General features: G+C 61.9%; 19 protein-coding genes. 7 read left to right on the top strand and 12 right to left on the bottom strand.

Annotation, left to right across the window (positions count from 1 at the left end; translation table 11 throughout):
* Window positions 1-4: 4 nt before the first annotated feature.
* The 5 genes from J5Y06_RS20090 to pcsA form a co-directional block, all read right to left on the bottom strand.
* On the bottom strand, window positions 5-970 hold the full coding sequence (locus tag J5Y06_RS20090; protein WP_209336983.1) for an ABC transporter permease: 966 nt from the start codon (window positions 968-970) through the stop codon (window positions 5-7).
* A complete protein-coding gene (locus J5Y06_RS20085; protein WP_209336982.1) occupies window positions 971-2,059 on the bottom strand; it encodes an ABC transporter permease in 1,089 nt (362 codons plus the stop codon).
* Complete coding sequence (locus tag J5Y06_RS20080) at window positions 2,059-3,621, bottom strand: ABC transporter ATP-binding protein (protein WP_209337080.1); 1,563 nt, start codon at window positions 3,619-3,621, stop codon at window positions 2,059-2,061. Before J5Y06_RS20080 ends, J5Y06_RS20085 begins: the two co-directional genes overlap by 1 nt.
* Before the next feature lie 133 nt (window positions 3,622-3,754).
* Window positions 3,755-4,735, bottom strand: a complete 981-nt coding sequence (locus tag J5Y06_RS20075; protein ID WP_209336981.1) for a quinone oxidoreductase family protein — start codon at window positions 4,733-4,735, stop codon at window positions 3,755-3,757.
* Window positions 4,732-5,484 (bottom strand): phosphatidylcholine synthase, encoded by a 753-nt coding sequence (gene pcsA, locus J5Y06_RS20070; protein WP_342453468.1) that lies wholly within the window; start codon window positions 5,482-5,484, stop codon window positions 4,732-4,734. The genes J5Y06_RS20075 and pcsA overlap by 4 nt, the downstream gene beginning before the upstream one ends.
* Window positions 5,485-5,687: 203 nt before the next feature.
* Between pcsA and J5Y06_RS20065 the strand changes: the two genes are divergently transcribed.
* Complete coding sequence (locus J5Y06_RS20065) at window positions 5,688-6,902, top strand: UbiH/UbiF family hydroxylase (protein WP_209336980.1); 1,215 nt, start codon at window positions 5,688-5,690, stop codon at window positions 6,900-6,902.
* On the opposite strand, the gene J5Y06_RS20060 is transcribed toward J5Y06_RS20065, so the two are convergent.
* On the bottom strand, window positions 6,870-7,829 hold the full coding sequence (locus J5Y06_RS20060; RefSeq protein ID WP_209336979.1) for an AEC family transporter: 960 nt from the start codon (window positions 7,827-7,829) through the stop codon (window positions 6,870-6,872). The genes J5Y06_RS20065 and J5Y06_RS20060 overlap by 33 nt on opposite strands.
* A 139-nt stretch (window positions 7,830-7,968) precedes the next feature.
* On the opposite strand from J5Y06_RS20060, the gene hspQ reads away from it, so the two are divergent.
* Window positions 7,969-8,301: a heat shock protein HspQ gene (gene hspQ / locus J5Y06_RS20055; RefSeq protein WP_209336978.1), complete on the top strand. Its 333-nt coding sequence runs from the start codon at window positions 7,969-7,971 to the stop codon at window positions 8,299-8,301.
* Window positions 8,302-8,372: 71 nt separating this feature from the next.
* Here hspQ and J5Y06_RS20050 read toward each other — a convergent pair whose 3' ends face one another.
* On the bottom strand, window positions 8,373-9,014 hold the full coding sequence (locus tag J5Y06_RS20050; RefSeq protein ID WP_209336977.1) for an invasion associated locus B family protein: 642 nt from the start codon (window positions 9,012-9,014) through the stop codon (window positions 8,373-8,375).
* A gap of 212 nt (window positions 9,015-9,226) precedes the next feature.
* On the opposite strand from J5Y06_RS20050, the gene J5Y06_RS20045 reads away from it, so the two are divergent.
* From J5Y06_RS20045 to lexA, 3 genes are all read left to right on the top strand, one after another.
* A complete protein-coding gene (locus tag J5Y06_RS20045) occupies window positions 9,227-11,038 on the top strand; it encodes an extracellular solute-binding protein (protein WP_209336976.1) in 1,812 nt (603 codons plus the stop codon).
* Entirely contained in the window at window positions 11,035-11,694 is a 660-nt protein-coding gene (locus J5Y06_RS20040) for a DsbA family oxidoreductase (RefSeq protein WP_209336975.1), read from the top strand. The genes J5Y06_RS20045 and J5Y06_RS20040 overlap by 4 nt, the downstream gene beginning before the upstream one ends.
* Window positions 11,695-11,832: 138 nt before the next feature.
* Window positions 11,833-12,546, top strand: a complete 714-nt coding sequence (gene lexA, locus J5Y06_RS20035) for a transcriptional repressor LexA (protein ID WP_209336974.1) — start codon at window positions 11,833-11,835, stop codon at window positions 12,544-12,546.
* Window positions 12,547-12,566: 20 nt separating this feature from the next.
* Here lexA and J5Y06_RS20030 read toward each other — a convergent pair whose 3' ends face one another.
* Entirely contained in the window at window positions 12,567-14,669 is a 2,103-nt protein-coding gene (locus J5Y06_RS20030; RefSeq protein ID WP_209336973.1) for a ComEC/Rec2 family competence protein, read from the bottom strand.
* A 346-nt stretch (window positions 14,670-15,015) separates the two neighbouring features.
* Between J5Y06_RS20030 and gltX the strand changes: the two genes are divergently transcribed.
* The gene (gene gltX, locus J5Y06_RS20025) at window positions 15,016-16,437 is read left to right on the top strand and encodes a glutamate--tRNA ligase (RefSeq protein WP_209336972.1); all 1,422 of its coding nucleotides are present in this window, start codon (window positions 15,016-15,018) and stop codon (window positions 16,435-16,437) included.
* 165 nt (window positions 16,438-16,602) lie between these two features.
* Window positions 16,603-17,892: a citrate synthase gene (gene gltA / locus J5Y06_RS20020; protein ID WP_209336971.1), complete on the top strand. Its 1,290-nt coding sequence runs from the start codon at window positions 16,603-16,605 to the stop codon at window positions 17,890-17,892.
* A gap of 48 nt (window positions 17,893-17,940) precedes the next feature.
* Here the strand turns inward: gltA and lpxB are convergent, their stop codons facing one another.
* The 4 genes from lpxB to fabZ are packed head-to-tail and all read right to left on the bottom strand — an operon-like array spanning window position 17,941 to window position 21,243.
* Entirely contained in the window at window positions 17,941-19,098 is a 1,158-nt protein-coding gene (gene lpxB / locus J5Y06_RS20015; protein WP_209336970.1) for a lipid-A-disaccharide synthase, read from the bottom strand.
* Window positions 19,095-19,997: an LpxI family protein gene (locus J5Y06_RS20010; RefSeq protein WP_245248168.1), complete on the bottom strand. Its 903-nt coding sequence runs from the start codon at window positions 19,995-19,997 to the stop codon at window positions 19,095-19,097. Before J5Y06_RS20010 ends, lpxB begins: the two co-directional genes overlap by 4 nt.
* A complete protein-coding gene (gene lpxA, locus J5Y06_RS20005; protein WP_209336969.1) occupies window positions 19,966-20,805 on the bottom strand; it encodes an acyl-ACP--UDP-N-acetylglucosamine O-acyltransferase in 840 nt (279 codons plus the stop codon). The genes J5Y06_RS20010 and lpxA overlap by 32 nt, the downstream gene beginning before the upstream one ends.
* On the bottom strand, window positions 20,806-21,243 hold the full coding sequence (fabZ, locus tag J5Y06_RS20000) for a 3-hydroxyacyl-ACP dehydratase FabZ (RefSeq protein ID WP_209337077.1): 438 nt from the start codon (window positions 21,241-21,243) through the stop codon (window positions 20,806-20,808).
* Window positions 21,244-21,268 lie beyond the last annotated feature (25 nt).

The raw sequence follows: 21,268 nt of genomic DNA, 5'->3' as shown, positions 1-21,268 counted from the left end.
CTCGTCAACGGTCGGGCACGAAGGGCTGCCCGAGCGACGCTGGGGTGTTCATCAAGGTCAGGCGCCGGTTGCGCGATATCAAAACGAGAACCAGGATCGTCGCGAGGTAGGGCATGGCGGACAAAAGCTGTGATGGAATGCCGAAGCCCATCGCCTGGGCATGCAACTGGCCGATGGTGACAGCGCCAAACAGATAAGCGCCCGCCAGCACGCGCAGCGGTCGCCAAGATGCGAACACCACCAGGGCAAGCGCGATCCAGCCGCGCCCCGCCGTCATGTTTTCCACCCACTGCGGCGTATAAACGAGCGACAGGTGACCGCCAGCGAGGCCGGCGCAGGCACCACCGAACATCACGGCCAGATAGCGGATGCCGAGGACGTTGATGCCCAGCGCATGGGCCGAGGCATGGTTGTCTCCCACGGATCTCAGCGTGAGGCCGGCGCGGGTGCGAAACAGAAACCACGCCACCCCCACAACAAGAAGGATGGAGATGTAGAAGATCGGGTCCTGGCCAAAAAGGAAGCGCCCGATCAGCGGAAGCTCCGCCAAGTTCGTCAGAAGGTTCTGCAGCGGTGGGCCGACCACCGGGACGGCACCGAGGCCCGCGGCCAGCGTCGGCAGCTTGGTTCCGGCCGACCCAACGAAAGCCTCTCCGATCATGCTGGAAAGGCCAAGCCCCAGCAGTGTGAGGGAAAGGCCGGTCGCCACCTGGTTTGTGGCAATTGACAGGGTCAGGAAGCCAAACAGCAGCGAAAACAAGCTGCCTGCAGCAACTGCCGCCAGCACGCCGAGCCACGGCGAGCCGGTCAGGGCGGCGGCACCAAAACCGCATACGGCACCCATGACCATCATGCCTTCAACGCCAAGGTTGAGCACGCCCGAACGCTCCACCACAAGTTCGCCGATCGCCGCCAGCAACAAGGGGGTGGCAGCCGTGGCGATGGTGATCAATACGCTTTCAAACAGCATTCAGCGCGCCTCCGCCATGCTGTCGCCGCGGCCGGCGAAGCGCACGCGGTAGTGAATGAGTGTGTCGCATCCCAGAACAAAGAAAAGCAGCATGCCCTGAAACACGCGGGCGACCTTGTCGGACATGCCAAGCGAGATTTGTGCCGCTTCGCCCCCCAGATAGGTCAGCGCCAAAACAAAGCCTGCGGCAACGATGCCCAGCGGGTTCAGTCGGCCGAGGAAGGCGACGATGATTGCCGTGAAGCCGTAGCCCGGAGAAATGACCGGCTGAAGGTAACCGATCGCGCCGGACACTTCGGAAATCCCCGCAAGGCCGGCAAGGGCGCCGGACAGCAGAAACGCAAAGAAGACCATGCGCTTGCCAGAAAATCCTGCGAAGCGCCCGGCCCGTGGGCTTGCACCCAGCACGCGCACCTCGAAGCCTTTGATGGTGCGACTGACCAGGAACCAGACCACCACGGCGGCCACCAGCGCGAAGACAATGCCCCAGTGCGCGCTGCCCGATGTGGGCATGATCTCCGGCAGAACAGCATCCGGGTGGAACCGGCGGGTCAGGGGAAAATTGTTGCCGGCAGGATCGCGCCAGGGTCCGCGAACGAGCCAGTCGAGAAAAAGCTGCGCGACATAAACCAGCATGAGGCTGGTCAGGATCTCGTTGGTACCAAACCGCGTCTTCAGAAAGGCAGGAATAGAGGCGTAAGCCGCTCCGCCGAGCATCCCAAAAATCAGCATCAGCGGCAGGACAACGGGAGATTGGAAGTCGGGCAAGAGCACCGGCAGGCTTGCCCCAGCAATGGCCCCGATGATGAACTGTCCTTCCGCACCGATATTCCAGTTGTTGGACAAGTAGCAGACGGAAAGCCCAACCGCGATCAAGATGAGCGGGCCGGCTTTCACCGCAAGCTCGTGCAGAGACCAGACTTCCCGCAGGGGATCGATGAAATAGAAGTAGAGCCCTTCGGCGGGGTTTTTCCCGAGTGCGGCAAAAATGGCTGCGCCACACAGCAAGGTCAGCGCCAGCGCGATCAGTGGCGACAGCGCGCTGAACAGTTTGGAGTGCTGTGGACGCTTCACGAGTTCGACGCGCATCAGGCTGCTTCCCCCGCGCGACCGGCATGCCCTGGTTCGGCGCCGCCCATGAGGAGGCCGATCGCTTCGAAAGTCGCTTCCGAGCGTGGCAGCGGCGCTGATAGCCGGCCGTCATGCATGACGGCGATGGCGTCAGCGATCTCAAAGAGTTCGTCCAAGTCCTGGCTGATCACGAGAACCGCCGAACCGTTCCGGGCGAGTTCGATCAGCGCCTGACGGATACGGGCTGCAGCACCGGCATCGACGCCCCAGGTCGGCTGGTTGACGACGAGAACCGAAGGCTGTCGGTCAAGTTCGCGCCCGATGATGAACTTCTGCAGATTGCCACCCGACAAGGCCGCTGCTTCCGGATCCGCGGCCGACTTGCGCACATCCATGCTTTTGGTGATGCGCTGGGAGGCCAATTGGATCGCCCCTGAAAACACAATGCCAAGCCGGCCGAGAAAAGCGTTCCGGTCGGTGCGGTGGCGCGACAACAGGAGGTTTTCCGACAAACGAAGCCGCGGCGCGGCTCCATGGCCGAGGCGCTCTTCTGGAACAAAGGCGGATCCGAGCAGACGGCGTTCGGATATGGTCAGCTGTCCCGCGTCCCTGCCCCCGATGCGAATGGCTGCCGCGTCTGGCTGCAGCGTTTCGCCGGAAAGCGCTTCGAACAGCTCGCTTTGCCCATTCCCGGCCACCCCCGCAATGCCCACGATCTCGCCAGCCCGCACCTGCAGGTCCACGTTCCGCAGCGGAATGGCAAACGGCGTGGCAGGCGGCCGGCTGAGTTGGTTGATCTCCAGAAGCGCCTCGCCCCCGGTGAGCAGGGGCGCGTCGCTACGGCGAATGGCGTGAACCTCAGTTCCAACCATCATGCGCGCAAGCGACCCGGCGGTTTCGTCACGCGGATCGCAATGCGCCACGACCTTGCCATGACGCAAAACGGTGGCGGCATCGCAGATGCGCTTCACCTCGTCGAGCCGGTGCGAGATGTAAAGAATGGACTTGCCCTCGCCCCGCAAACGAAGAAGCGTCTCGAACAGGCGGTCGGCTTCCTGCGGGGTGAGTACCGATGTCGGCTCATCCAGGATGATCAGTTCCGGCTCCTGAAGCAGGCAGCGGATGATCTCGATGCGCTGCCGTTCTCCAACGGAAAGATCGGCGACAAGCGATTGAGGGTCGAGTGGGAGGCCATAACCCGTGGAGAGGGTTCGTGCCCGCTCCGCAATGGTGGCAATTGGGGTGCGGTCCGGCAGGGCAAGCGCGATGTTTTGGGCCGCCGTCAGAGCTTCAAATAGTGAAAAATGCTGAAACACCATGCCGATGCCCAGTCGACGTGCTTCCGCCGGACTGGCGATGCGGGTAGGCGTTCCCTTCCACAGGACCTCGCCCGCCGTCGGCTCCAGCGAGCCGAACAGCATCTTCACGAGGGTCGATTTTCCGGCACCGTTCTCGCCCAGCAACGCATGGATCTCGCCGCGCGCGATCCGCAGGTCAATCGCATCACACGCCGTGACGGCGCCGAAGACCTTCGTCAGCTTTCGCGTTTCCAGCAAAGCGGGATCGCCTTCGGCACTCACCTGAGACACGGACCCTGCACCGAACTCAACCCAATCGTTTGGCCCTCACCTTCCGGATCGTATGACGCAGGCCAGACAAAAGGAAAAGCAACTTCTGCTGAAAATCTGCTTCACCTTGTCGCTGTGCACAAATTCAGGGCAGCAGAACCGTGGTCCCCGTGGTTTTCCGCGCTTCGAGGTCGCGATGGGCCTGCGCCGCATCGGCCAGCTTGTAGCGCTGGTTGACGTTGATCTTCACGATGCCCTTGCTGACCACGTCGAACAGGGCTCTGGCGCTTTCCTCCAGATCCTCCCGCTTCGCATTGTAGGAGAAGATCGTGGGACGGGTCACGTACAGGGAGCCCTTCTGCGCCAAAATTCCCGTGTTGAAGGGCGGAATTGCTCCCGAAGACTGGCCGAAGGTCACAAACAGTCCGCGCGGCCTCAGGCAGTCCAGAGACCCCTCGAAGGTGTCCTTGCCCACGGAATCGTAGACCACGTCGCATTTGGCGCCGCCCGTGATTTCCGCCACGCGCTCCACGAAGTTCTCGCTCGAATAGTTGATGACGTGATCGAAGCCATGGGCTTTCGCGAGTTCCACCTTTTCGGCACTGCCTGCGGTCCCAATCACTGTCGCGCCCAGATGCTTGGCCCACTGCCCGAAGATCAGACCCACACCACCGGCAGCCGCATGATAAAGCACGGTGGTCCCGGGTTTCACCTCGTAGGTGCGGCGCAAAAGATATTCCACCGTCATGCCCTGGAGCATCATCGCCGCAGCTTGTTCGTCGCTGACGCCATCGGGGATCTTTACAACCTGATCCGCCCCAACCAGCCGCTCGGTTGCATAGGCGCCAAGGCCTTTGGCGGCGTAAGCAACACGGTCGCCGACTTGGAGGCTCGTGACGCCCTCGCCCAGTTCCTCAACCACGCCTGCGGCTTCATTGCCTGGAACGAGCGGCAAACCGTTGGGCGCCGCGTACACGCCGCTCCGGTAGTAAACGTCGATGTAGTTCAATCCGATGGCCGTGTGGCGGATGCGCACTTCGCCGGCCGCGGGCCTGCCGAGCGAGACCTGCTCTAAAACCATGGCCTCGGGGCCGCCATGCTGATGAATTCGGATTGCGTGGGTCATGTTGGCTCCTCCTGCCGTCCTAGGTTCGGGAAGACCTGCATCACCCCGCCGATGAAAAACAAATACAAGCTGCTGATCGCCACCGCGATCTGCACCCATCCCGAGGCGTTCATGCCCTGAAGCAGGGCAACCAGGGAAACCGCGCACCAAGCCAGGAAAACAGGCAGGTTGAGGTTGCGCAGCCGCTTCACCCGAACCGGGTGCAGGAAGTTCATGGGAATGAAGGTGAAGATCGCTGCTGCCACAACGATGGCAAAAGACACCCACTCACCAGGCTCGATTACGAACAGGGTGAACACGAGCATGTTCCAGACGACGGGGAACCCTCTGAAGAAGTTCTCCTTCGTTTTCATGCCCGTGTCGGCATAATAGATCGCGCTCGAAACCACGATGATGGCAGCCGACAGGAACGACAGCCCTTCGCCCATGAAGCCGCGCTGGTAAAGCGCAAAGGCGGGGATCAGCACATAGGTGACATAGTCGATGATGTTGTCGAGCAATTCGCCCGACCAGGTCGGCAGAACTTCCTTGACCTGAAGCTTGCGGGCGATCGGTCCGTCGATGCCATCAACAAGAAGCGCCAGCCCCAGCCACAAAAACATGGCTGTCCAGCGTTCTTCGCTCGCCGCGACCAGCGACAGAAAAGCCAGAAACGACCCGGAAGCCGTGAACAGATGCACCGAAAAGGCGCGGGCCTGCGGCGCCGTCACTTTCTTCGGCTTTTTCACAAGCTGATCAAGCTTTGGCACGTGCTGTGCACCCGATCGCTGCGCTGGAAATCTTCATTGGCCTGACCCCTTGAATGCGCCGGACACTATAAACAGCTTCCGTCGCAAACAAGTTTAAACCTCCGCTGCCGGCGCATTCATCGACAGCTTGCGTTGCGATCCGCCGCATTGCCCCCGGCGGGTAGCCGCCCCTAGATAGAAGCAACCACCGCGAGGACATGCCCATGGATGCCGCTCCCGACACCATCAACCCGATCATCGTGGCCGGCGCGGGCCCTGTGGGATTGATTGCCGCGCTTGCCTTGGCCCGAGCAGGATTTGCCGTGCAACTCCTAGGCCCGCCCTCCAACACGGGTGACGCCCGCACAACAGCGCTCATGGCGCCGGCCTTGGATTATCTTGCCACGCTAGGCCTCGATTCGGAGTTCGGCGGGCGCTCGGCAGCCTTGCGCACGATGCGGATCATCGACGCGACCCAACGTTTGATCCGCAGCCCGACCGTCACGTTCCACGCGGCCGAAATCGGTCGCGAGTCATTTGGGGAAAACATCCCCAATTCCGTGCTGCTCGACCTTCTCACGCAGGCGGTTGCTGCCGAGCTGGGGATCGAGCGCGTGACTGCGAGCGTCCGCGCGTGGGAACTGGGCAGTGAAAAGGTCGTGGCCCTGCTTGATAATGGCGGCCGATGTGAGGGCCTGCTTGCCGTTGCGGCGGACGGCCGAGGCTCACCAGCCCGCGAAGCGGCGGGGATCCGCAGCGTTGGCCATCCCTACCCGCAATCGGCGCTGGTGCTTTCCTTTGAACACGCCCGCCCGCATGCAGACACATCCAATGAGTTCCATACCGAGATGGGCCCCTTCACGCAGGTGCCGCTTCCCGGCCAAAGCTCGAGCCTCGTATGGGTGGTCTCGCCGACCGAAGCAGATCGCCTTGCGGCTATGGACGATGCGCAGCTTGCTGAGCAGATCGAACAGCGCATGCAATCCATGCTGGGACGCATATCGCTCTTGCCGGGCCGCCAGATTTATCCGCTTACAGCACGCATGCCGGTGACCTTTGCGCGAAACCGCATCGCCCTCGTTGGCGAGGCCGCCCATGTTTTCCCGCCGATCGGCGCGCAGGGCCTCAACCTCGGCATCCGCGATGTGCAGGCGCTCGCAAGGATTGTGGCCTCGTCGGCAGAGGATCCCGGTGCCGAGCGCGTCATGCGGTCGTTCAATCAGGCGCGACGTGCCGACGTGATGGCGCGCAACGGCGCCGTGAACCTCCTCAACCGGTCGCTTCTTTCCGACCTCCTGCCGGCGCAGCTCGCTCGAAGCGCCGGTCTGGGCCTGCTGGAAAAGCTCGGCCCGCTGCGCGCCTTCTTCATGCGGGAAGGCATGCAGCCCGGCAGCGGTCTGCGTGACCTATGGGAAAAGGTCGGGCGGCAACGCGCCTGAGCGGATCACCAGTAGGATACCCGTCACCGTCGCAACAGAGAAGATCGTTGTGATGAGGACGCTGGCAGAAGCACGCTCGACCCACACGTTGTACTGCTGGGCCATGACATAAACGTTGGTTGCCGCCGGAAGCGAGGCCAGCAAAACCGCCGACCAGACCCAAACCGGCGGGAAATCACCGATGAAGCTCAGAACAAGGTAGCAAAGCAGCGGATGCAGCAGGAGCTTCAGGAACAGGATCGGGCCGATCGCGCGGGGCATCCGCTTCAAGGGGCGTAACGCCAGGGTCACACCCATTGCAAACAATGCGCAAGGCGCGGCGGCGCGGGACACGATTTCCAGCATGCGCGCGAGCGGCAATGGCGCTTGAACCTGGAAAACGGCAGCCGCCACGCCAACAGCTGTCGCGATGATGAAAGGGTGCAGCAGGATCTTGCGGCTGATCTCCCCAGCCAACTGCACCGGCGTTGCACGATCATTGTCTGCAACGGCCATCAGCAAGGGCGTCACCGCGAAGTGCATGACGTTTTCGAAACAAAAGATCAGCGCCACGGGCACGGCGGCTTCTTCCCCGAAGGCGATCAGCGCCAAGCCCGGCCCCATGAAGCCGATGTTGCCGTAAGCGGATGCCAATCCTTTGATGGTGCTCTCAGGGATCCGGTCTCCGCTTGCCATCGACCCGACGAACATCAGGGAAAAGACGATCAGCGTTGCCAGCGCAGATCCAAGCACGAAGCTGAACTGCGTCAGCTGCTCCACCGGCGTCCTCGACAGCATTTGAAAGAAGAGCGCCGGCAGCGCGACGTAAAGGATGAAGATGTTCATCCACGCGAGGCCTTCGATGGGCTGCTTCATCAGGCGAGCGGCTACGAAGCCAAGCAGGATCATGCCGAAAAACGGCAAGACCAAACCACCAACATCCGCCATTCCTAAAGTCCCGCTTGCTCGGATCGGCGCTGCGGGTCATCCTCCACGAACCGGCGCTTCCCGTGGCGCTAAAGCGCGGGCGCGGCAGCGTCAAGCAAGATGGGGTTGAACAAAGCGCACCATTGAAGAATTAAGGGGCATGGCAGACACGCGACAAGCAAAGTTCCAGATCGGACAGGTGGTGCGGCACCGGGTATTCCCGTTCCGTGGAGTGATCTTCGACGTCGACCCGGAATTCGCCAACACGGAAGAATGGTACGAGGCGATTCCGCCTGCGGTTCGACCGCGCAAGGATCAGCCCTTTTATCACCTGCTCGCTGAAAATGCCGAAACCGAATATGTCGCCTATGTTTCGGAGCAGAACCTGCTTGAGGACGCGCAAGGGGGGCCCGTGCGTCATCCCCAGGTCGACCAGATGTTTTCCAGACGCGATGATGGGACTTATGTGCTGAAGGGTTTCCCCAAACACTGATCCATCCATCAGCGGAAACGGAAAAGGCGGGCCCTGAGCCCGCCTTTTCGTTGTCTAGCTTCGAACAAGGATCAGTTCGCGGCGGTTGCCGCCTTGGCCTTTTCCTGTTCTTCCTTGAGCTTCTTGGCGAAGTCTTCGTTGTTCTTGCTCACGAAGGCTTCCAGCTTCTTTTGGCGATCTTCGAGATCCGACTGCTGCAGGGGCGGACCATCATAAGCGCCGGTGAAGCCACTCAGCGTCACCTTGATCGGGTTGGGCTGGTTCTGGAAGTTGACCGAGGTCAGGGTGATCTCGGATCCCTTCTTGAACGAGTTCACCAGCGCGTCGTTCAGCGGAGCTTCCGCCACGCAGCGGTCCGGAAAGCAGATCACGTAGTCAAGCTTCTGCGCCTTGTTGGCGTCGATCTGCAGGCCAATGCCGGGCGGCAGAAGGCGGCCGGTCGGCACGGTGACCTGGAACACGCGGCGGCTGACCTTGCCCTTCACTTCAACCAGGCTGACAGCGGTGAGAAGCTGGCCGGTATTGGCGGTCAGGATCTGCTGCACATTGCAGATCTCCACTTCTTCCTGCTTCTGGCACGCCTTGAACCAGCCCTTGGGCGGCGCTGCAGGATTTGCTTCCTGCGCCGAAGCTGGCGCGCCGCCGGCAACAACAGCCGCAAGTCCGGCAGCAAGAATGGCCGCTCGCGGCGCACTGAGGTTCGGTGACTTCATACGTCGTTTTTCCCTTTGAATGATAGGAAGGCAGCGCTAGGAAGCAGCTGGCCGCTGAGTGTTCGTTAAATGAGGCAACAGGATGACTGTTGGCGCCCCTTACACCGCCGTGCGCTGCGAATCCAGCTTCAGACACGTCCCTTTGATCATGCTGCTGCGCAAGACCATCGGCATTCCGTGCTAAGGGTGCGCCGAATCGAGGACCGCAATCGATGATCCTGAGAACACTCCTGACTGGCTGTTTGGCTGTCGCGCTTCTGCTGCCGCTTCCCCGGCTGGCGGCAGCCGCCCATGCCATTGCCATGCAAGGAGAGCCGGCACTTCCGCCCGACTTCACGCACCTGCCCTACACCAACCCCGACGCGCCGAAGGGCGGACGGGTCGTTTATGCGTGGCAGGGCAGCTTCGACAGCCTTAATCCGTTCATTGTCCAAGGAGACGCGGCACGCGGCCTGTTCGATGTCGATTTTGGCAACACCGTTTTTGAAACGCTGATGATGCGGTCGCGTGACGAAGCCTTCACGCTCTACCCCCTGCTTGCGCAAAGCGTAGAAACGGACGCCGACCGCAGCTATGTCACCTTCACGCTCAATCCCGACGCCCGCTTTTCCGATGGAAAGCCGGTCACCGTGGACGACGTGATCTTTTCCCTCGAACTCCTGCGCGACAAGGGCCGTCCGATCTACCAGCGCTGGGTGGGCGTGATCGACCGCATGGAGCGGGTTGGCAGTCATGGCTTGCGCCTCGTGTTCAACGAGAAGGCGGATCGGGAGTCTCCGCTGCTTTTGGCGCAGCTACCGATTTTCCCCAAGCACGCGACCGAGCGCGACGCCTTCGACAGATCGACGCTGAAGCCCATGATCGGGTCAGGCCCTTACCGGATCGAGACGGTGCGCCCCGGCGAAGTCGTAATCCTGAAGCGCAACCCAGACTATTGGGCCAAGGACCTGCCGACCAAGCGCGGCTTCGACAACTACGACGAGATCCGGATGAGCTATTTCCGCGACTCGAACGCGATGTTCGAAGCCTTCAAGAAAGGGTTGATCGACGTCTTTCTGGAAGACCAGACGGCGCGCTGGGCCAATGGCTATAACTTTCCCGCCGTTGCCGCAGGCAACGTGGTTAAGGACACCTTCAGGAAAAAAACACCAGCCGACATGCTGGGCTTCGTGATGAACACACGGCGGCCGGTCTTCCAGGATCGAAACGTACGCGCTGCTTTGGCGGGGCTGTTCGACTTCGAATGGGTCAACCGCAACCTGTTCAACAACGCCTACGAGCGGACAACCAGCTATTTCGACGGCTCGGAACTGGCGTCAACGGGGCGTCCGGCCTCTGACGCGGAAAAGGCGCTGCTCGCGCCCTACCCCGACGCCGTTCGCCCATCCATCCTGGCCGGGACCTGGAAACCGGCAACTTCAGACGGCAGCGGTCGGGATCGTGAGTTCCTGCGCAAGGGTTTCGAGGCGCTGAAGGAAGCGGGCTATTCCATGCGCGATGGCAAGATGGTGGATGCGAATGGCCACCAGCTCGCATTCGAGATGCTGCTTAACGGCCGGTCCACCGAACAGATCGCCATTGCCTGGCAGCGCACGCTGGCGCGTCTGGGGATCGCCGTGTCCATCCGCGCCGTTGATGCCGCGCAGTATCTGCAGCGGCAGCGCACCTACGATTTCGACGTGATGCTGATGCGCTACACGTCCTCGCTGTCGCCGGGCGTGGAGCAACAGTTCCGCTGGGGTTCGGCGTCAGCCAAGGTGGACGGGACCTTCAACTTCGCCGGCGTCTCCGAGCCTGCGATCGACGCGCTGATCGACCGGATGGTCAATGCCCGCTCGCGCGAGGAGTTCGTGACAATCGTGCGCGCTTACGACCGGGTGCTTCTCAGCGGCGCCTACCTTGTGCCGCTTTATTTCCAGCCGGAGCAATGGGTCGCGCGCTGGGATCACATCCGGCATCCGGAACGCACGCCAGTTTACGGCCACCAGCTGCCAACATGGTGGTCGGAGAAAGCAACCCAATGAAGACTGCCGTCAGCATCGATGTCGTATCGGACGTGGTTTGCCCATGGTGCTATGTGGGCAAGAAGCAGCTGGATCGCGCGCTGACCTTCCTGCCGGATCTGAACGTCGTGGTGAACTGGCGACCCTACCAACTTGATCCGACGATCCCTCCGGGCGGCACCGATCGTCAGGCCTACATGCTTGCCAAGTTCGGCAGCCTGGAACGGGTCAACCAGATGCACGAAAAGCTAGAAGTCGTCGGAGAAAGCGTCGGCATTGCCTTCGACTTTGCGGCCATAAAGGTGGCGGCCAACACGCTCGACGCTCATCGCCTCATCCGCTGGGCAGCAAATTCTGATCTGCCGGGAACACAGGACCAGGTGGTGCAGGCGCTGTTTCGCGCGGTTTTCGAAGAGGGTCGCGATGTCGGGGATCACGACGTGCTTCTGCAGATTGCCGAAGAAGCCGGACTGGATATGCCCGTGATGGCAGCGCTTCTGCCCACGGACGCGGATGTTGAAGCGGTTCGGAGCGAGATCACGGTTGCCGGCCAGATGGGGATCACTGGGGTGCCCTGCTTTCTCCTCAATCAGCGTTATGCGCTGATGGGCGCCCAGGATGCCGAAGCGCTTGCGCAGGCCATCGGCCAGGTTGCTGACCAGGCTGTCTCCAACTGATCTCAGCGCGCCGCGACGGTCGCGGACGAAAATGCGAACAAACGGTTGCGGAATTCACTAAAGTTTAAATAGTTGCGGAACACATATGGAACAGATACGGATTGTTCCGGGTTTGTTTTTTGATTCCGAGGCTCTCGCATGCTGACACGCAAGCAGATGGAACTGCTCACCTTCATCAATCAACGGATGAAGGAAACCGGCATTCCGCCCAGCTTCGATGAGATGAAGGAAGCCTTGGATCTGGCGTCCAAATCGGGCATTCATCGGCTGATCACGGCTTTGGAAGAACGGGGCTTCATCCGCCGATTGCCGAACCGGGCCCGCGCGCTCGAGGTGCTGCGCCTACCTGACTCCTTGTCGCCCTCTGCTGGCCCGCGCAAATTTTCGCCGAGCGTCATCGAAGGCAGCCTCGGCAAGAAGCCGGAACCTGCAAAGCTCACGCGCAATGCCTCCAATGACGACGAAGCATCCGGCATTGCCGTTCCAGTGATGGGCCGGATTGCGGCGGGCGTGCCGATCGCCGCCATCCAGCAGCCGACGCATTCCATTGCCGTTCCCCCAGACATGCTGTCGGGCGGTGAGCACTACGCGCTTGAAGTGCGTGGTGACTCGATGATCGAGGCCGGCATCTTCGATGGCGACACGGTGGTGATCCGCAATGCAACAACGGCCAACCCGGGAGACATCGTGGTGGCGCTTGTGGATGACGAGGAAGCAACCTTGAAGCGCTTCCGACGCAAGGGAGCGTCCATCGCCCTTGAGGCCGCCAATCCCGCCTACGAGACGCGGATCTTTCCGCCGCATCGTGTCAAGGTTCAGGGTCGCCTTGTCGGCCTGATCCGGAAGTACTGACCCTGGATCGGCAGTCGATCTCATTTCTGCGGCTTGGCCTTGTTCGGCCGCTTGTAAGGCGCCATGCCGCGCGCTTCGCGTGAGAACCGGCGATGGGTGTGCCACGGCCTGTAAGGGCGGCTGATCGCATGGTCGAGCGCGCTCAATCGTCCGGTGGCAGGGTCAAACTGCACCGTGGCACTCCCCATCAACGCAAGGTCGCGCTTCGTCACGATCTGCGTGGGCTCCGGGCAGCGGCTTTCCACCGTTGCGTCATCCACCACGATCAGGTCAGCCGTCGCACAATGCGGCTCCACAACGCTGCCTTCGGCAAGCCACGTCACACGTGGCTGCCGCGATCCAGCGAAAGTGCATCCGGTTTCCGTGCAATGAAAGCCTTCGGCTGAATCATCCTTAGGAGTGACAAGCGCTGCTGCGGAGGCGCTGCGCTGCCAATCCTCCACGGCGAAGGCGTTGGGGCGCTTGCGGTTCACCGCGAGTTCACCGTTCTCCGTCATGAGCCCGATCAGTTTCGCATCTTCGGATACAAAAACGTCCGGTGCCGTTCGTGCCGCGAAAGCGACGGACGCGGCAAGAACAAGGGGCATTGCGAGGAGCCGCCACCGGGTGGTTGTGAAACATGCGATCGCCAGCGCGAGCGTCGCAAGGGCGACGGTCGGAGCGGGAACGATGCCGACCGCATCTGGCGGCGAGATCGACGCGCTCCATTGCGCAACCGACAGCATCAGGGTCAGTCCCCAGCCCATCACGGTCAGCGGCACAAAGTCCAGACCGATCGGCATGGTGATCAAGGCGGCGACGGCCGACGGCATTACGGCAATTCCGATAATGGGCATGGCAAGCAGGTTGGCCACGAAGGAGAGTGGCGACACGCGCTGGAAGTGATAGGCGCTGTAGATGGCCGTTGCCCCGCCAGCCAAGATCGAGGTGGCAACGGATCCCAGGATCAAAAGCAGCAGCCAGCGCCTGATCCGGGCTATCAGGCTGCGCGGCAGCGGTGGAGGGGGTCGGTCGCGACGCAACTGACTCCAACCTGCATAGCCCGCCACAAGGGCAGCCGTTGCCGCAAACGACATCTGGAAACTCGGCCCCATGACCTCATGCGGCGCGATGAGGATGATGCAAACAGCAGCGATCGCGAGATTGCGCATGGAAAGCGCCGCGCGATCAAACAGGATCGCTGTTAGCATCACCGCGATCATCAGAAAGCTGCGGTTTGCCGCCACCTGGTCGCCCGCCAGCAGGAGATAAAAAGCCGTGCCTGCCAGGGCAAAACCCGCGGCGTACTTCTTCACTGAATGACGCGCGGCAAAGTTCGGAAAGCAGGCCAGGAGCAACCGGATCGAGCCCATCAGCGTGGTTGCGGCCAGCGCCATGTGCAGGCCGGAGATGGAAAGAACGTGGGCAAGGCCGGTCACGCGGAGATCTTCGTTCACCGCTTCAGGTATGCCGGCGCGAACGCCGGCAATCAGGGCCGCGGCGATCTCGCCCTCCGGCGCCGGCAGAACGGCCCTGATCCGATCGGCAATGGTTTGTCGGAGCGCTTCGATGCCGGCGCTGATCTTCACCCCGAGGGACAGCGGTTCTCCATTTTCCACGCGTTGAGGATCGCGCAAGAAGAAGCCGACTGCTCCGAGCCCGTTGAAATAGCTTTGGAAGGCGAAATCGTAGCTTCCGGGCCGCACGGGTCCCGCCGGCGGTATCAGGCGGACGATGCCGCGCAACACTTCTCCTGGACGCACATCGCCGGGAACGCTGCGGGCGGTGACCCGCACCCGTTCGGGAGCATATCTGAGCGACGGTCGCGCCGTGCCGAGAACATCGAGCGTGAGTCGCGTGCGTCCGTTGGCTTGTTCTTCAACCAGCACCACGCGCCCGGTGAGTTCCGTGCTGATCTGAGAACCCAGGATCGGCGTCGAGCGGCGCCATGTTTCGAGCTTGGCAGCGGATCCGCCAAGCGCGACCACAAGCAAGAGCCATCCGAGCGTTTGCAGAAGCGGGTGGCGTCGCGAAAGCCACGTCCCGACGGAAGCCGCGGCAACAAGGGCCATCAGCGGCGAGAACGAGGGTTCAACGGGAGCGAGGAAATAGAAAACCGCACCCGTTCCGAGCAGCAGCGGCACGCACAGGAACGCGATGCCGCGGGTTCGCTCCGTTTGCAGGGCCTCCCGGAACGCCAGCGGCTGCTCGAACAGCCAAAGCTGGAACGCACGCCAGCGGCGGCCAAACCGAAACCAGGACCTCGGCCGACGCCGGTCGTCGTAGCCCCTACCTTAGCGTCCACTCTGTTCAGGGACAAGGTCCTCGACGGTACCAGTGGACATCCCCGCCCCTTCTTCGTCGCGGCTTCTCGGGCTAGGCGCCCCAAACCTTGCACTCAGGCGTGCCTATGCTACACGGGCCGGCGCATTCCGCCAGCCTTGCAACGATGCTTGCTGCAGGCGCACAATCAAGATCGGATACGTCTCCATGTCGAAGCCCATCATCACCCGCTTCGCACCCTCGCCAACCGGATATCTTCATATCGGCGGCGCGCGCACAGCCCTGTTCAACTGGTTGTTTGCCAAGCATACCCGCGGCAAGATGCTGCTGCGCATCGAAGACACGGATCGCGAGCGCTCAACCGAAGCGGCAACGGCCGCAATCCTTGACGGCCTGAAATGGCTCGGCCTCCACTGGGACGGCGAAGCGATTTCGCAGTTCGAGCGCGCTCCGCGGCATCGGGAGGTTGCAGAGGAACTGGTGGCAAAAGGCGAGGCTTACCGTTGCTACGCCACCCCTGCTGAACTCGACGAAATGCGCGAAAAGGCAAAAGCCGAAGGGCGGCCGCCGCGCTATGACGGCCGCTGGCGCGATCGCGACCCGTCCGAAGCGCCAGCCGGCGTGAAGCCCGCAATCCGCATCAAAGCACCGCGCGACGGCGAAACCATCGTTCAGGATCACGTGCAGGGAGAAGTCCGCTTCCCCAACAAGGATCTGGACGACTTCATCATCCTGCGTTCGGATGGCAACCCGACCTATATGCATGCCGTGGTGGTGGACGACCACGACATGGGCGTGACCCACATCATTCGCGGCGATGACCACCTGACCAATGCTGCGCGTCAAACCATCATCTACCGTGCCATGGGATGGGACGTGCCCGAGATGGCCCACATCCCGCTCATCCATGGGGCAGACGGAGCCAAGCTTTCGAAGCGGCACGGCGCGCTGGGCGTGGAAGCATACCGCGAGATGGGTTATCTGCCCGAAGCGCTCTGCAACTATCTGGCGCGACTTGGCTGGAGCCATGGTGACGACGAGATCATGACCGTTGAAGAAATGGTCCGCTGGTTCGAGATCGGCGATGTCAACAAGGGGGCTGCCCGCTTCGACTTCGCAAAGCTTGAAGCGGTGAACGGCGTCCACATCCGGCGCATGGAGGACGAGAAGCTGGTGCAGGCGCTTGTCGATACGCTGCCATTTCTTCCTGGTGGAACCGTGCTTCAGGAGAAGCTCACCCTTGAAAAGCGGGCGCAATGGCTTGCTGCCATGCCCGGCCTAAAGGAACGCGCGAAAACGCTCGTCGAGCTCGCCGACAGTTCTGCCTATCTTTTCGCCACCCGGCCGCTGACTCTCGATGAGAAGGCGGCACAGCTTCTTGATGCGGATGCGCGCGGGGTCCTCGCGAAAGCGCATGCCGCACTGACTGCTGTGTCCGATTGGTCGGCGGCCAGAACGGAAGCGGCAGTGCGCAAGGTTGCCGAGGAAACGGGCTTGAAGCTGGGCAAGGTCGCCCAGCCCCTTCGTGCCGCACTGACGGGACGAACCACCTCACCCGGCGTGTTTGACGTCCTCGACGTGCTCGGCCGCGAGGAGTCGCTCGGCCGCATTGCTGACCAAATCGATTAAGCGGTTCTGGCTCTGTTGCACCGCACCTTCGGCGGTGCAACACTGCTGCCGTAATCCTTGGCACGTGCTGCCGAATGCGCTAGCACTGCCTCACGTTAACGGGTGTGGCCTCAAAGCGGCTGCATTTCCCATTGGCGTCAGCGGGTAATGAAAGGGAAGTCTCAGATGACCGAAGCCAGCGCGAACCTTGACCTGAATGGCAAAACTGTTGAGCTGAAGGTTCGAAAAGGCTCGGTCGGTCCGGATGTCATCGACATCGGCTCCTTGTACAAGGCGACCGGCGCCTTCACCTACGATCCCGGCTTCACGTCGACGGCCTCCTGCGAGTCGGAAATCACCTATATCGACGGCGACGAAGGTGTTCTGCTCCATCGCGGCTACCCGATCGACCAGTTGGCTGAGCACGGGGACTTCCTGGAAGTCTGCTACCTGCTTCTTTACGGCGAACTGCCGACCAAGGCGCAAAAGGAAGATTTCGACTACCGTGTCACGCACCATACCATGGTGCACGAGCAGATGGCTTGGTTCTATCGCGGCTTCCGTCGTGACGCGCACCCGATGGCGGTGATGTGCGGCGTGGTGGGAGCCCTGTCCGCGTTCTACCACGACTCCACGGATATTTCGGATCCGAAGCAGCGCATGGTCGCTTCCATCCGCCTGATCGCCAAGATGCCGACAATTGCGGCCATGGCCTACAAATATCATGTCGGCCAGCCCTTCGTTTACCCGAAGAACGAGCTGAACTTCGCGGCCAACTTCCTGCATATGTGCTTCGCCGTGCCGTGCGAGGACTACAAGGTTAATCCGGTTCTGGCTCGCGCGATGGAGCGGATCTTCATCCTCCATGCCGATCACGAACAGAATGCGTCGACGTCCACCGTGCGTCTTGCCGGATCGTCGGGCGCCAACCCGTTCGCCTGCATTGCGGCAGGCATTGCCTGCCTGTGGGGTCCTGCCCACGGCGGCGCCAACGAAGCTGCGCTGAACATGCTGGCCGAGATCGGTTCGGTTGATCGCATTCCGGAATTCATTGCCCGCGCCAAGGACAAGAACGATCCGTTTCGCTTGATGGGCTTCGGCCACCGCGTTTACAAAAACTACGATCCGCGCGCCAAGATCATGCAGAAGACGACGCATGAGGTTCTGGGCGAACTCGGCATCAAGGACGACCCGCTGCTCGACGTCGCGATGGAGCTCGAAAAGATCGCGCTCACCGACGAGTACTTCATTGAAAAGAAGCTTTACCCCAACATCGACTTCTATTCGGGCATCACGCTGAAGGCGCTCGGCTTCCCCACCACGATGTTCACCGTGCTCTTTGCCGTGGCGCGCACCGTGGGCTGGATCTCGCAATGGAAGGAAATGATCGAGGATCCGAGCCAGAAGATCGGCCGTCCGCGTCAGCTCTACACGGGCTCGCCCTTGCGCGACTACGTGCCGATCGCGAAGCGCTGATCGCTCTTTATCGCTTCACTGAGAAGGCCCGGTCTGACCGGGCCTTTTTCAGTTTCGCGTCTTGATCAGGTCCAGCACCGCTTCCGCGGCGATCTGGCTTGATGGTCGGTCCGTCGCCATCCGTCTGACCACCTCGTCGAAGCCATCGAGTTGCGCTTGCCGCGCTGGACCCTGGATCAGAGCTTCGAGCTGGCGCGCCATCAGGGCGGGGCGAAGGTAGTCGTTGATGAATTCTGGTACGACCACCCGATCCGCGATCAGGTTCGGCAGAGCGGCCGACCAGGTTGTGATGATCCGCGTGGCGAGCTTCATCACAATGTCTGTGCTGTAACAGGAAATCATCGGCACCCGGGCCAAGGCAAGTTCAAGCAAGACAGTGCCGGAAGCCGCCATCGCCAGATCGGCGCGCGCAAAAGCCTCTGTTTTGGAGATCTCACCCTGAACAACCTGCGGCGCTGTTGACCACCCTTTTGCAGCTTGCGTCACCAATTCAGCAACATGTGGAACCGTGGGAATCACAACGTCTATCGCATGGCCCCTTTTTTGCAGCAGGCGGACGACTTCACCAAATGGCTCCATCAAGCCCGCCACTTCCGCGCGTCGTGAACCGGGGAGAACAAGCAGGCTCCACCGCCCGCTGGTTCCCTGACGCGTGCGCTGTGCGTCCGCCGCGGCGAGGATCGATGGATCCGAAGCCAAGCGATGGCCGACATAGATGCCTTGCGGACCATCCAGGTCCTGCAGCACCTGCGTCTCGAACGGCAGAATGCAGAGCACCCGGTCAACATAGGGCTTCATCTGCTTGGCGCGACCAGGTCCCCAGGCCCAAACGCTCGGGCAGACATACTTCACCACCGGGATATCAGGCGCGAGCGCCCTCACCTTTTTTGCCACGCGCAAGGTGAACGCAGGGCTATCGACGGTGATCAGGCAGTCCGGTCGGGCGGCAACGATGGCGCGCGCCGTGGTGTTGATCCGGTAAACGAGCCGCGGCAGGTCCCGAACCACGGCCGAAACGCCCATCAAGGCGATGTCGCTCGGATCAAACAATGGCTGAAGTCCGAGCTGCTGCAAATGCCTGCCACCCACCCCGACAAGGTCAACCGGTCGGCCGGACTGCTGCTGCAAGGCGACGATCAGGTCGTGGCCAAGGAGATCCCCCGACTCCTCGCCCGACACGATGGCGATGCGGAGCGGATGTGTCATGCGTGCACGTCGACGCCGACAACAAACAAGCCGTAGTCGTCCGCGGCGGCGATAGTATCGGCATAGTCGAGCACAAAGGCGCGATTCGCTTCCACCGCAATGCCGCGCAGACCTGCGCGTTTGGCGTCCCGGATGGTCTGAACGCCGATGCCTGGCAGATCCGCACGAAGATCCTGGCCCGGCTTCGTGCATTTCGCCAGAACGCCCCCGCCTTTGCCGGCGAGACGCCCATGCGAGCGCAGCGCGACCATGCGCTCGAGCAGCCCGTCCGTTCCTTCCACCCCTTCCAGCGCAACCACCCGGCCTCCCACCGCAATGGCTGCCTGACCAATATCGAGCCGTCCGATGGCGAGCGCCGCCTGCAAGGCAGCGTCGATGTCACGGCGATCCGCTTTTTCAGGCGCAGCACGCGTCATCACGCCTTCGCGTGCCAAGAGATCGGGAACGATCTCCTGGGCACCGACAAGCTTTATGCCGGTGGATTCGATGTGCCGCATAACAGCGCGCAGAAGACCGTCGTCTCCGAGCGTCAATTCCCAGGCCACCTTGGGCAGCGCGGTGATGAGGCGCAGGGTGGGCCGCAGCTTGCGCAGTTGCGGTCGCCGACGGATGCCGCCTGCCAGAACCGCGTGCGTGACGCCCTCCTTGCGCATCCGGTCGAATGCAACGGCAGCAGCCTCGAGGGGCAAAACGACATGCTGGTGCGCCTGCAAGTCGCTGAGCCGGTCGGCTTCCCCTTCGATGATGACGATGAAAGGGTGGTGCCCGGCCAAGGCGAGGCTTTGTGCGACGTTGACAGGCAGGCTGCCGCTGCCTGCGATGATCCCGACGCGACTGTCCGGCGGCAAGAGCGGCACCTGCCGCCGCTCACTCGCCATCGTGGTCGTCGCCGTCTCCATTCTGACCTCGCTTGGCGGCGGCAACATAATGCCGCTTCCCGCGATGTTGTAGGAAGGCGAGGATATCCGCAACCAGTTCCGTGTGCCCGCCCTCCGCGGCAAGCCGCTCGACGTTTTCGCGCAGCGGTGTGTCAGCCTCAAAGAGTTCCCGGTAAGCGCGGCGTGCTGCATGGATGTCGGCGCGCGACATGCCGCTGCGCTTCATGCCGATGATGTTGAAGCCATAAAGCCTGGAGCGCGAACCCGAAGCCATGGCGAAGGGGATGATGTCGCCGGTGACGCCCGTCATCCCGGCCACGAACGCATGATGCCCGATCCGAGAAAACTGATGAACCGCCGACAGGCCGCCGATGGTCACGAAGTCGCCGACCTCGACATGTCCGCCAAGCGCCACCTGGTTCGCAAAGGTTACGTTGTTGCCGACGTCGCAGTCGTGGCCGATGTGGCAATAAGCCAGGAAGTTGCCGTTGTTGCCGACCGTCGTCTTCCCACGACTGGTGTCCGTGCCGCGATGCATGGTGACGCCTTCGCGGATCGTGCAATTGGCGCCGATAGTCAGGGTTGTGCGGCCACCCTTGTGAGCGCGGTTCTGCGGTGGCGCCCCAAGCACCGCCTGCGGATAAACGATGCAATCCGAGCCAAGGCTGGTGGCACCCAGCAGACTGACATGGCCGACGAGCTCGCAGCGATCTCCGAGGACGACGTCCGGCCCGACCTGGCAGAACGGACCAACCCTGACGCCCTCGCCAAGCTGGGCGCCGGGCTCTACGAGCGCGGTTGGGTGGATCTGCGTGCCAGCTTCAGACATCTAGTCGGGAACCCGCACCGACAGCATGGCGGATACTTCTGCCTCAGCCACCAGCGACCCGTCGACACGCGCCTCGCAGATGAACCGGAAGATATCGCGGCGCTGCTTCGTTTTACGGACGTGGATCCGCAACTGGTCTCCAGGGACGACCGGCTTACGGAATTTCGCGTTGTCGATGGTCATGAAGTACACCAGTGATGGCTTGTCCCCGCCCCGGGCGTTGAGACAGATCGCGCCCGCGGTTTGCGCCATGGCCTCGATGATGAGCACGCCCGGCATCACCGGCTGATCCGGAAAATGGCCCTGGAAATGCGGCTCATTAATCGTGACGTTCTTGATGCCGACAGCGGTTTCGTCGCCCTCGATCTCCACGATGCGGTCAACCAGCATCAAGGGGTAACGGTGCGGCAGAAGCTTCAGGAGCTTCAGGATATCCATGCTTTCCAGTGTCGACGATGTCACG

The organism is Tianweitania sediminis (assembly GCF_017813335.1).
GTDB classification, from domain to species: Bacteria; Pseudomonadota; Alphaproteobacteria; order Rhizobiales; family Rhizobiaceae; genus Tianweitania; species Tianweitania sediminis.
The sequence above is the reverse complement of the archived record's forward strand: the minus strand, read 5'-3'. Positions and strand labels throughout refer to the sequence as shown.

Excerpts from the sequence above, each read along its gene's own strand:
- J5Y06_RS20090 (WP_209336983.1), bottom strand. The coding sequence starts at position 970 with ATGCTGTTTGAAAGCGTATTGATCACCATCGCCACGGCTGCCACCCCC.
- J5Y06_RS20085 (WP_209336982.1), bottom strand. The coding sequence starts at position 2,059 with ATGCGCGTCGAACTCGTGAAGCGTCCACAGCACTCCAAACTGTTCAGC.
- J5Y06_RS20075 (WP_209336981.1), bottom strand. The coding sequence starts at position 4,735 with ATGACCCACGCAATCCGAATTCATCAGCATGGCGGCCCCGAGGCCATG.
- J5Y06_RS20065 (WP_209336980.1), top strand. The coding sequence starts at position 5,688 with ATGGATGCCGCTCCCGACACCATCAACCCGATCATCGTGGCCGGCGCG.
- J5Y06_RS20060 (WP_209336979.1), bottom strand. The coding sequence starts at position 7,829 with ATGGCGGATGTTGGTGGTTTGGTCTTGCCGTTTTTCGGCATGATCCTG.
- hspQ (WP_209336978.1), top strand. The coding sequence starts at position 7,969 with ATGGCAGACACGCGACAAGCAAAGTTCCAGATCGGACAGGTGGTGCGG.
- J5Y06_RS20050 (WP_209336977.1), bottom strand. The coding sequence starts at position 9,014 with ATGAAGTCACCGAACCTCAGTGCGCCGCGAGCGGCCATTCTTGCTGCC.
- J5Y06_RS20045 (WP_209336976.1), top strand. The coding sequence starts at position 9,227 with ATGATCCTGAGAACACTCCTGACTGGCTGTTTGGCTGTCGCGCTTCTG.
- J5Y06_RS20040 (WP_209336975.1), top strand. The coding sequence starts at position 11,035 with ATGAAGACTGCCGTCAGCATCGATGTCGTATCGGACGTGGTTTGCCCA.
- lexA (WP_209336974.1), top strand. The coding sequence starts at position 11,833 with ATGCTGACACGCAAGCAGATGGAACTGCTCACCTTCATCAATCAACGG.
- gltX (WP_209336972.1), top strand. The coding sequence starts at position 15,016 with ATGTCGAAGCCCATCATCACCCGCTTCGCACCCTCGCCAACCGGATAT.
- gltA (WP_209336971.1), top strand. The coding sequence starts at position 16,603 with ATGACCGAAGCCAGCGCGAACCTTGACCTGAATGGCAAAACTGTTGAG.
- lpxB (WP_209336970.1), bottom strand. The coding sequence starts at position 19,098 with ATGACACATCCGCTCCGCATCGCCATCGTGTCGGGCGAGGAGTCGGGG.
- J5Y06_RS20010 (WP_245248168.1), bottom strand. The coding sequence starts at position 19,997 with ATGGAGACGGCGACGACCACGATGGCGAGTGAGCGGCGGCAGGTGCCG.
- lpxA (WP_209336969.1), bottom strand. The coding sequence starts at position 20,805 with ATGTCTGAAGCTGGCACGCAGATCCACCCAACCGCGCTCGTAGAGCCC.
- fabZ (WP_209337077.1), bottom strand. The coding sequence starts at position 21,243 with ATGGATATCCTGAAGCTCCTGAAGCTTCTGCCGCACCGTTACCCCTTG.